This window comes from Micromonospora purpureochromogenes (genome assembly GCF_900091515.1).
Classification (GTDB): Bacteria; Actinomycetota; Actinomycetes; order Mycobacteriales; family Micromonosporaceae; genus Micromonospora; species Micromonospora purpureochromogenes.
The window spans coordinates 4,977,584-4,989,590 of sequence record NZ_LT607410.1; the positions used below are offsets into that span (position 1 = coordinate 4,977,584).

The 12,007-nt window shown below is 75.7% G+C and carries 1 pseudogene; it reads right to left on the minus strand.

Features of this window, described 5'->3' with window-relative positions:
* Positions 1 to 69 precede the first annotated feature (69 nt).
* A pseudogene (locus GA0074696_RS22930) lies at positions 70 to 12,000 on the minus strand (type I polyketide synthase); the annotation flags it as partial.
* Between the last annotated feature and the right edge of the window lie 7 nt (positions 12,001 to 12,007).

Genomic DNA, 12,007 nt, shown 5'->3' on the forward strand with positions numbered 1-12,007 from the left:
ATACCCCTATCAGCCCCTAGGGGCGAGCGTCCCGAGCCACTCGTCGACGACCGCCGCGGCGACCGCCGCCCGGTCCTCGATCATGGTGAAGTGGGTGGCCGCGACGGTGCGGTACTCGTGCGTCGGCTCCCAGGGCCGGGCCTGCCAGGGGCCGTCGTCGGCCGCGTCGGGCGCGAACGGCTCGGCCGCGCCGACGAAGAGCACCGGCGCCTCGACCGGGTCCAGCCGGAACCGGGGCACCAGGTCGAAGTAGCGGTTCATCCCCGACAGGGCAGCGCTGTTGAGCATCCCGAAGCGGGCGTCGGCCTGGACCAACCCGACGGTGAGCTGCTCCATCAGTCGGGACTGGTCCCGGTCGTCGGTGTCGACCCGGTAGGTGTCCATCAGCACCACCCCGGCGGGGCGCACCCCCAGGCTCCGTTCCAGGTGCCCGGCGGTGGCGTAGGCGAGCGTCCCGCCCGAGGAGTAGCCGACGAGGACGAACGGGCGTCCGGCGGCGGCCCGGACGACGCTCTCGGCGAGCACGTCGACCACCGCGTCCACCGAGTCGGGCAGCCGCTCCCCCGCGACGAAGCCCGGGTTGGTCAGCGAGACCATCGGACGCCGGCCACGGAAAGCGGCGGCCAGCCGGGCGTGCTGGTGCGGGCCGCCGGTGGCCATCGGGGTGCTGATCCCGATGAGCACCGGTGACCCGGGGCCGTCGGCCATGGTGGCGCCCGGTGGCAGCGCCCCGAAATCCGCGGCGCAAGTGAACCGGGGTCGCAGGTCGGCCACCGCCCGCAGCAGGTTGAAGCCCTTGAGCACCTCGTCGCCCAGCACCGCCGCCCGGAACAGCCCGGCCAGGGTGTCCGGCTCTCCGGCCGGCTCCGGGGCGGGCGCGCCGCCGGCCGCCGGGGCCAGCTCGGCCCGCAGGTGCCGCGCCAGCGCGGCGGGATTCTTGTTGTCGAACACCGCCATCGGGGCCAGCCGCAGCCCGGTCGCCGCGTTGAGCCGGTTGCGCAGCTCCACCGCGGCGAGGGAGTCGAAGCCCAGTTCGAGGAAGTCCCGCTCCGGGTCGACCGCCTCGGGGCCGTCGTGGCCGAGCACGGCGGCGGCGTGGCCGCGTACCAGCTCGGTGACCTGTCGCTCCTGTTCGGCCGGGGACTGCCCGGCGAGCCGGCGGGCGAACCACTGCGGGTCGACGGCGGCCGCGGCGCTGCGCCGGCGTACCCGGGGCAGCAGACCCCGCAGCAGCGCGGGCGGCTCGTCGGCACGGGCGCGCAGCGCCGCCACGTCGACCTTCACCGGCACCAGCGTGGCACGGGGGCTGCGCAGCGCGGTGTCGAGGGCGGCCAGCCCCTCCGGCACGGTCAGCGCGGGCAGGCCCTGCCGGGCCATCCGGTGCAGGTCCGCCTCGGTGAGCCAGGCGCCCAGGCCGACGTCGGTGCCCCAGAGCCCGTAGGCGACCGACGTGGCGGGCAGGCCGGCCGCCACCCGGTGCTGCGCGAGCGCGTCGAGAAAGACGTTCGCCGTGGCGTACCCGCCCTGCCCGGCGGCGAGCACCAGCCCGCCGGCCGAGGAGAAGAGCACGAACGCGGCCAGGCCGGCGTCGCGGGTCAGCTCGTGCAGGTGCCAGGCGGCGTCCACCTTCGGGCGCAGCACCCCGTCGATCCGCTCCGGGGTCAGCGAGCCCACCACCCCGTCGTCCACCACCGCTGCCGCGTGCACCACGGCGGTCAGCGGACGCCGGTCGGGCACGCCGGCGAGCAGCGCCGCGAGCTGGTCGCGGTCGCCCACGTCGCAGGCCACCACATCGACGGTGGCGCCGAGCGCGGCCAGGTCGGCGCGGAGCTCGTCCACCCCGGGCGCCGCCGGCCCGCGCCGGCTGGTCAGCAGCAGGTGCCTGATCCGGTACGCCCCGGCGAGATGCCGGGCCACCAGCGCGCCCAGCCCACCGGTGCCACCGGTGATCAGCACGGTGCCGTCAGGGTCCAGCCCGGCCGGGGTGTCGGCCGGGGCGTACGGCTCGCGGACCAGGCGGGGCACCAGGACTCGGCCGGAGCGGATCATCAGTTCCGGCTCGTCGCTGGCCAGGGCGGGTGCGAGGGCCTCCCGGGAGGCGGCGGCCCGGTCGGTGTCCAGCAGCACGAAGCGGCCAGGGTTCTCCGCCTGCGCGGCCCGGAGCAGGCCCCAGACCGGCGCCTGGGTCAGCGCCACGTCCGCCCCGTCGGCGCCGACCGCGCCCTCGGTGAGCAGGACCAGCCGGGCCCCGGTGAAGCGGGGGTCGGCGAGCCAGCCCTGAACGAGGGCCAGGACCTCGTACACGCAGCCGCGGACACCGGCCAGGACGTTGACGCCGGTGTTCGGCTCGGTGCGGTCGGCGGCGGCGAGTGGGGTTTCCGGGCGGGGGACCCGGAAGAGCACCACGTCGGGCGCCGGAAGGCCGGCGTCCACGGCGGCGTCGAGCGCGGCGAGATCCGGGTAGCTGGGAAGGTCGCCGTCCCCGCCGAGCGGGACGAGATCCAGGTCGCTCGCCGGGCCGCCGTCGCCGCGCAGGACGAGATTCCGGTCGTTCGCCGGGGCGCCGTCCCCGCCGAGCGCGGCCAGATTCCGGTCGTGTGCCGGGCCGCCGTTGCTGCCAAGCGCGGCGAGATCCCCGTCGTTCGCCGGGCCGACGGCCCGGCCGAGCGGGTCAAGGTCCGGGGCGGTCGCCGGAACGGCGTCGATGCCGGAAGCGGCAGGAGTCGGGGCGTTCGCCGGACCGGTGTCGGTGCCGGACGCGGCGTGGTGAGAGCCGGGCTGGCCGATGACGGCCCACCCGGTGCCGGTGGTGGCGGTCGACAGCTCGGCGGGGGTCCAGGCGAGCCGGTACAGGCCGTCCTGCCGGCCCGGAGCGGCGGCCCGGAGCCGCGCCGCGGCAACCTCCCGCAGGGCGAGCGAGCCGACGGCGGCGACCGGCGCGCCGGACAGATCGGCCAGGTCGAGCGAGACCTCGCGGGGCCCGGTCGGGCGGATCGCGACGCGCAGCCCCCGGGCGCCGGTGGCGTGCGGGGTGACCGTGTTCCAGGAGAACGGCAGCATGGTGCCGCCCTGGTCGTCGGCGTCGCCGTCGGCGAGCCCGAGCACGTGCAGCGCGGCATCGAGCAGGGCCGGGTGCAGCACGAACTGCTCGGCCTCGGCGTGCGCGGCGTCCGGCAGGCTGATCTCGGCGTACAGCTCGTCGCCGCGCTGCCAGGCGGCGCGCAGCCCCTGGAAGGTGGGGCCGTAGCCGTAGCCGCGCTCGGCCATCCGCTCGTACGCGTCGCCGGTGGGCAGCGGGGTCGCGCCCGGCGGCGGCCAGGCGGTCAGGTCCACGGCGGGCGCCGTGCCGCCGGCACCGATCCGGCCGTCGGCGTGCCGGATCCATGGGTCGGCCTCGCCGCTGCGGGAGTGGACGGTGACGGACCGGGAGCCGCCCTCGTCGGGTGGACCGACGGCGACCTGGAGGGTGACCGCCGTGTTCTCGGGCAGGATCAGCGGTGCGTGCAGGATCAGCTCCTCGACCACCGGCGCGTCGGTCCGCTCGCCGGCGGCGACCGCCAGCTCGACGAAGCCGGTGCCGGGGAAGAGGACGGTGTCGCCGACCGTGTGGTCGGCGAGCCAGGGCTGGCTGTCGACGGAGAGCCGGCCGGTGAAGAGCACGCCGTCGGTGTCGGCGACGGTGACCGACGCGCCGAGCAGCGGGTGCTCGGTCGCGGCGAGGCCGGCCGCGGTGGCCCCCTCGCCGCCGGGCCGTTCCGGGCGCCAGTAGCGCTGCCGCTGGAAGGCGTAGGTGGGCAGCTCGACGCGGGTGCCGGTGAGCAGTGCGGTCCAGTCGACGGCGGTGCCGGTGACGTGCAGCCTGGCCAGGGCGGTCATGGCTTGGCGCTGTTCGTCGTGTCCCCGCCGCAGGGTGGGGATGGTCGTGGCGTCGTCGGTGAGGATGCCCTGGATCATCGGGGTGAGCGCGGCGTCCGGACCCAGTTCCAGGAACGTCGTCGCTCCCGCCTCATGCAGGGCGCTGACGCCGTCGCCGAAGCGGACCGCCTCCCGGACGTGACGCACCCAGTAGTCGGGGTCGGTCAGCTCGGAGGTGACGAAAGCGCCGGTCAGGTTCGACACGACCGGGAGCTGCGGCTCGGCGTAGGTCAGCTCCGCGGCGACGGCCCGGAACTCGTCGAGCATCGGGTCCATCAGTTGGCTGTGGAACGCATGACTCACCCGAAGCCGCGTGGCCTTGCGGCCCAGGTTGGTGAAGTGCTCGGCGACCGTGAGCACGGCGGCTTCCGGGCCGGAGATCACCACCGACCGGGGGCCGTTGACGGCCGCGATGTCCACACCAGCACCTGCCGCCAGGCCGGTGCCGGTGCCGGTGCCGGTGCCCGTGCCCGTGCCCGCGCCGATGCCCATGCCCATGCCGTTGGCAGCGATCCGGCCGACGCCGTCCTCGGTGCTGGTGCCGGTGCTGGTGCCGGTGCCGGTGCTGGTGCTGGTGCCGGTGCCGGTGCCGGTGCCGGTGCTGGTGCTGGTGCTGGTGCTGGTGCCGGTGGAAGCTGAATCGTTTACGACATCAGCTCCAAAGGACCCGACCACCACACCCGGACCCGCCAGCGCCGCCCGCACCTCCTCCTCCGACGCCTGAATGGCCACCATCGCCCCACCGGCCGGCAACGCCTGCATCAACCGCCCACGAGCCGCCACCAGACGCGCCGCGTCCGACAGCGACAACACCGCAGCGACGTGCGCGGCAGCCAACTCACCGATCGAATGCCCCGCCACGAAGTCCGGCCGCACACCCCACGACTCCACCAGCCGGAACAGGGCGACCTCAACGGCGAACAACCCGGCCTGCGCGTAGCCCGTCCGCCGAATCAGCTCCTCATCCTCACCCCAGACGACATCACGCAACGGCCGGTCCAGGTGCACGTCCAACTCCGCCACCACCACGTCGAAGGCCGAGGCGAACACCGGGAACATCGCGTGCAGGGAGCGACCCATCCCCAGGCGCTGCGCACCCTGACCGGTGAACAGCACCGCCAGCCGCCCGGCCCGGGCCGCCCCCGACAGGACGGTCGCCGCCGCCCCGCCGTCGGCGAGGGTGGCCAGCCCGGCGAGGAATTCGTCGCGGTCGGCGCCGAGCACGGCGGCCCGCTGTTCCAGGGCGGCGCGGCCGGTCGCCAGCGAGTACGCCACGTCCGGCGGCCGCAACTCCGGCCGGACCGACAGATGCCGGTGCAGCCGGGCGGCCTGGGCCCGCAGCGCCATCTCGGAGCGGGCGGAGAGCAGCCAGGGCAGCGGTCCCTGCGTTCCGGCTGCCGGCTTCCCGGGGGTGGTCGGGGGCGGCGGGGCCTGTTCGAGGATGACGTGCGCATTGGTGCCGGAGAGCCCGAAGGAGGAGATGCCGGCCCGCAGCGGATGCCCGTTCGCCGACCACTCGCGGGGCCGGGTCAGCAGCTCGACCGCCCCGGCGGACCAGTCCACCTGCGGCGAGCGCTCCTCGGCGTGCAGCGTCGGCGGCATCAGGCCGTGCCGCATGGCCTGCACGATCTTGATCACGCCGGCGACACCGGCGGCGGCCTGGGTGTGCCCCAGGTTCGACTTGATCGACCCCAGCCACAGTGGACGGTCCGCCGGCCGGTCCTGACCGTAGGTGGCCAGCAGCGCCTGCGCCTCGATCGGGTCCCCGAGGGTCGTACCCGTGCCGTGGGCCTCCACCACGTCCACCTCGGCGGCCGGGACGCCGGCCGACGCCAGGGCGGCCCGGATCACCCGCTGCTGCGACGGACCGTTCGGCGCGAAGAAGCCGTTCGACGCGCCGTCCTGGTTTACCGCCGAGCCCCGCACCACCGCCAGCACCGGGTGGCCGAGCCGCTGGGCGTCGGACAGGCGCTCGACCAGCAGGAAGCCGGCGCCCTCGGCCCAGCCGGTGCCGTCGGCGCCCGCGCCGAAGGAGCGGCACCGGCCGTCCGGGGAGAGGCCGCGCTGCCGGGAGAACTCGATCAGGATCTCGGGGGTGGCCATCACGGTCACGCCGCCGGCGAGCGCCAGCGAGCACTCCCCCGACCGCAGCGCCTGCACCGCCAGGTGCAACGCCACCAGCGACGACGAGCAGGCGGTGTCGACGGCCACCGCCGGGCCCTCCAAGCCCAGCACGTACGACACCCGGCCGGCCGCCGCGCTGCCGCCGGCGGAACTGCCGTACCCGTAGTCGTGGTACATCAGGCCGGCGAAGACGCCGGTGGGGCTGCCCTTGAGCGGGCCCGGATCGATCCCGGCCCGCTCGAACGCCTCCCAGGCGCACTCCAGCAGCAGCCGCTGCTGCGGATCCACCGCGTACGCCTCGTTCGGGCTGATGCCGAAAAAGCCGGCGTCGAAGTCGGCGGCGTCGGGCAGGAACCCGCCGGCCCGGGCGTAGCAGCGGCCGGGGCGGCCCGGCTCCGGGTGGTACAGGTCGTCGGCCCAGCCCCGGTCGGTGGGCAGCGGCGCGATCGCGTCCACCCCGTCGGCGACCAACCGCCACAGCTCCTCCGGCGAGCCGACCCCGCCGGGGAAGCGGCAGCTCATCCCGACGATGGCGATCGGCTCGTCCACCGGGCGCGGCCCGGCCAGGGCGGGCGCGTCGGCGGAGACCCCGCCGAGCAGCGAGTCGAGGTACGCGGCGACGGCGTCGGCGGTCGGGTAGTCGAAGACCAGCGTGGCGGGCAGCCGCAGGTCGGTCGCCGCACCCAGCGCGTTGCGCAGTTCCACCGCCGACAGCGAGTCGAAGCCCAGCTCGGAGAAGGCACGCTCCGGCTCCACCGCCTCGGCGGAGTCGTACCCGAGGACGGCGGCGACCTGGGCGCGGACCAGGTCCCGCAGGGCGCGGAGCCGGTCGGGCCCGGACAGGCCGGCGAACCGCCCGGCGGCGGCCGGGGTGTCGGTGGCCCGGCGCAACCGCCGGGGCGCCCGGACCAGGGCGCGCAGCAGCGCGGGAATCCCGGTGTCGGTGCGCACGGCGGCCGGGTCGATCCGGAGCGGGACGAGGGTGACCGGCCGGTCCCGCAGTGCGGTGTCGAACGCGGCCAGCCCGTCGGCCTCGGTGAGCGCGGGGAAGCCCTGTCGGGCCATCCGTTCCAGGTCGGCGTCGCTGAGCGCGGCACCCAGTCCCGCGTCGGTCCCCCACAGCCCGTACGCCAGCGAGGTCGCCGGCAGTCCCCGCGCGGCCCGATGCTCGGCGAGCGCGTCGAGGAAGACGTTCGCCGCCGCGTAGCCGGCCTGGCCGGCGGCGAGCACCAGCCCGCCCGCGGAGGAGAAGAGCACGAACGCGGACAGGTCCGCCTCGCGGGTCAGCTCGTGCAGGTGCCAGGCACCGTCCACCTTGGGCGCGAGGGTGGCCGCGAGCCGTTCCGGGGTGAGCGTGGCGGCCACGCCGTTGTCGGCGACCCCCGCGGCGTGCACCACGATCCGCAACGGGTGGGCGGCGGGGATGTCGGCCAGCACGGCGGCCAGGGCCTCCCGGTCGGCGGCGTCGCAGGCCGCCACGCGTACCGTCGCGCCGAGCGCGGTCAGCTCGTTGACCAGCGCGTCCACGCCGGGGGCGGCAGGCCCGCGCCGACTGGTGAGCACCAGGTGGCGGACGCCGTGCACGGTGACCAGGTGCCGCGCCACCAGCGCGCCGAGCCCGCCGGTTCCCCCGGTGACCAGTGCCGTGCCGGCGGTCACCTGGTCGCCACCGATCGCGCGGTGGTCGCGCGTGCCGGGGTCCGTCCCGGCGCGTTCGGGCGTACCGGCGTCGGTGGCGGTGTCGCCGGGCGTCGTAGCGGCTGCGGCGGCGGCGGTCCCGGGCGTCGCGGCGTCGGACACCGGGACGAGCCGGGGCACGAACAGGCGGCCGGCGCGCAGCGCCAGCTCCGGCTCGCCCGCCGCGAGGGCCGCCGGCAGCGCGGCCCAGGACTCCGGCCGGCCGTCGGTGTCGGCGAGGACGAACCGTTCCGGGTTTTCCGCCTGCGCCGCCCGGACCAGGCCCCAGACCGGCGCCTGGTCCAACGCCACCCGGTCGTCGGGGCCGGTGACCACGGCCCCCCGGGTGAGCAGCACCAGCCGCGAGTGGGCGAACCGGTCGTCGGCCAGCCAGGCCCGCACGGCCGCCAGCGCCGCCCCGGTCACCTCCCGGACCGCAGTCGACACGTCGCCGTCGCCGGCAGCGAGCGGCAGCAGCACCACCTCCGGTACGTCGGCCGCCGCGCCGACCGCGTCCAGATCGGCGTACGACGGCACTCCCGGCACCGCGACGGCGTCGCCGACCACCGCCCAGCGGGACGGGTCCGGCGCCCCGTCCGGGGTGGCCGCCGACTGCCAGCGCACCCGGTGCAGCACCTGGTCGCGGCCGGCCCGGACGCCGTCGAGTTGCGCGGCGGAGACCGGCCGGGACACCAGCGACCCGACGGTGAGCACCGGCTGCCCGGACGGGTCGGCGACGGTGAGGGTGACGCTGTCCGGGCCGGTGGGCGCCATCCGCAGTCGCAGCGCGGTGGAGCCGACGGCGTGCCGGGAGACGCCGTTCCAGGCGAACGGCAGCAGCGTCGCCCCGGAGCCGTCGTGGTCCTGGAGCAGGGAGGCGTGCATGGCGGCGTCGAGCAGGGCCGGGTGCAGGCCGAACCGGGCGGCGTCCGGGTGCGCCTCGTCGGGCAGGGCCACCTCGGCGTACAGCTCGTCGCCGCGTTCCCAGGCGGCCCGCAGCCCCTGGAACGTCGGCCCGTACGCGTACCCCCGCCCGCGCAACCGCTCGTACGCGCCCTCGGTGTCGAGTGGGGTCGCGCCCGGCGGCGGCCAGGCGGTCAGGTCGACGGACGGCTCGGCGGCGTCGGCGGCGAGCAGCCCGTCGGCGTGCAGCGTCCAGCGGCCGCCGGTGGCCCGGGAGTAGACGCCGACGGTGCGACGCCCGTCGCTGTCGGGATCGCCGAGGACCACCTGCACCATGACGTCGCCACGTTCGGGCAGCACCAGCGGCACGGTGAGGGTCAGCTCGTCGAGACGGTGACAGCCGGCCTCCTCGCCGGCGCGCAGGGCGAGTTCGACCAGGCCGGTGCCGGGCAGCAGCACGGTGCCGAGCACGTCGTGGTCGGCGAGCCAGGGCTGGGCCTGCTGGGACAGCCGGCCGGTGAGGACGAGACCGTCGGCCTGGGCGGTGGCCACGGCGGCCCGCAGCAGCGGATGGTCGACGGGGGTCAGGCCGAGCGCGGCCGGGTCGTCGCCGAGCGCGCCGGCCAGCCAGGACTCGGCGAGGTAGTCGAGGGTGTGCAGCCAGTACCGCTGCCGCTGAAAGGGGTAGGTGGGCAGCTCGACGGTGCGGCCGGTCTGCGGGAGCAGCGGGGTCCAGTCGACGGTGGTGCCGGTGACGTGCAGCCTGGCCAGGGCGCTCAGGGTCTGCCGCTGTTCATCGTGTCCCCGCCTCAGGCTGGGCACGACGGTGACCTTGTCGGTGAGGATGCCCTCGATCATCGGGGTGAGTGCGGCGTCCGGGCCGAGTTCCAGGAAGGTCGTGGCTCCCGCCTCATGCAGGGCGCTGATGCCGTCGGCGAAGCGGACCGCCTCGCGCACGTGGCGCACCCAGTAGTCGGGGTCGGTCAGCTCGGTGGTGGCGAGAGCGCCGGTCAGGTTGGACACGATTGGGAGCTGCGGCTCGGCGTAGGTCAGCTCCGCGGCGACGGCCCGGAACTCGTCGAGCATGGGGTCCATCAGCCCGCTGTGGAACGCGTGACTCACCCGAAGCCGCGTCGTCTTGCGACCTTGCTTGGTGAAGTGCTCCGCCACGTGCAGCACGGCCGCTTCGGGGCCGGAGATCACCACCGACCGAGGGCCGTTGACCGCCGCGATGCCCACACCAGCACCTGCCGCCAGGCCGGTGGCGGTGGCGGTGGCGGTGGCGGTGGCGGCTGAATCGCTTACGACATCAGCTCCAAAGGACCCGACCACCACACCCGGACCCGCCAGCGCCGCCCGCACCTCCTCCTCCGACGCCTGCACCGCCACCATCGCCCCACCCTCGGGCAACGCCTGCATCAACCGACCCCGCGCCGCCACCAGACGAGCCGCATCCGCCAACGACAACACCCCAGCCACATGCGCCGCGGCCAACTCACCGATCGAATGCCCCGCCACGAAATCGGCCCGCACACCCCACGACTCCACCAGCCGGAACAGGGCCACCTCAACGGCGAACAACCCGGCCTGCGCGTAACCCGTCCGCCGGATCAGCTCCTCGTCATCACCCCAGACGACATCACGCAACGGCCGATCCAGGTGCGCGTCCAGCTCGGCCACCACCGCGTCGAAAGCAGCGGCGAACACCGGGAACACCGCGTGCAGCGAGCGACCCATCCCCAGGCGCTGCGCGCCCTGACCGGTGAACAGCACCGCCAACCGGGCGGTCCCGGCCACACCGGAGACGGCGTTCGGCGTCCGCTCGCCCGCCGCCACCGCGGCCAGTCCCGCCGACAGCTCGGCCGGGTCCGCGCTAAGCACCACCGCCCGGTGGCCGAACCCTGCCCGGCCGGTGACCAGGGTCCGGGCCGCGGCCCCCAGGTCCACCGGCGCGAGGTGCGCGGCGACGCCGGCGAAGCGGTCCGCGAGTTCCCGTAGCGCCGGGTCGGACTTCGCCGACAGCACCCAGGGAACCAGCGACGAGGGCACGTCGGCGTCCGGCTGCGGGGCGGACTCCGGGGCCTGTTCGACGATGACGTGGGCGTTGGTGCCGGAGAGGCCGAACGACGAGATGCCGGCCCGGCGCGGGTGCCCGTCCGCCGGCCACTGGCGTGCCTCGGTCAGCAGCTCGACCGCGCCGGACGACCAGTCCACCTGGGGGGAGCGCTCCTCGGCGTGCAGGGTGCGGGGCATCATCCCGTGCCGCATCGCCTGCACCATCTTGATGACGGCGGCGACGCCGGCGGCGGCCTGGGTGTGCCCGAGGTTCGACTTGATGGACCCGAGCCGGAGCGGCCGGTCGGCGGGCCGGTCCTGCCCGTACGTGGCGAGCAGGGCCTGCGCCTCGATCGGGTCGCCGAGGGTGGTGCCGGTGCCGTGCGCCTCGACGACGTCCACCTCGGCGGCCGGGACGCCGGCCGAGGCGAGGGCGGCGCGGATCACCCGCTGCTGGGCGGGGCCGTTCGGGGCGAAGAAGCCGTTCGACGCGCCGTCCTGGTTGACGGCCGTGCCGCGCACCACGGCGAGCACCGGGTGGCCGAGGCGCTGGGCGTCGGAGAGGCGTTCCACCAGCAAAAAGCCGGCACCCTCGCCCCAGCCGGTGCCGTCGGCGCCCGCGCCGAACGACTTGCACCGGCCGTCCGGGGCCAACCCCCGCTGGCGGCTGAACTCGACGAAGGCCTCCGGCGTCGCCATCACCGCCGCGCCACCGGCGAGCGCCAGGGTGCACTCCCCCGACCGCAGCGCCTGCACCGCCAGGTGCAACGCGACCAGCGACGACGAGCAGGCGGTGTCCACGGTGACCGCCGGCCCTTCCAGCCCCAGCGCGTACGCCACCCGGCCGGAGGCGACCGAGCCGGTGGCGTGGCTGCTGGCGTAGTCGTGGTACATCAACCCGGCGAACACCCCGGTACGGCTGCCGCGCAGCGTGCCCGGGTCGATGCCGGCCCGCTCGAACGCCTCCCACGCGCACTCCAGCAGCAGCCGCTGCTGCGGGTCCATGACGGTCGCCTCGTTGGGGCTGATCCCGAAGAACGCCGGGTCGAAGGCGGCGGCGTCGGTGAGGAACCCGCCCTGCCGGACGTAGCTGGTGTGCGGCCGCTCGCCGGTCGGGTCGTACAGCTCGTCGACGTTCCAGCCCCGGTCGTCGGGGAAGTCGCCGATCGCGTCGACCCCGTCGGCGACCAGCCGCCACAGCTGCTCCGGCGTGCTCACCCCGCCGGGGAAGCGGCAGCTCATCCCGACGATCGCGACCGGCTCGTGGGCGGCCGCGGTGAGCCGCCGGTTCTGCGCGCGCAGCCGCTCGGTCTCCTTGAGCGAGCTGCGCAGC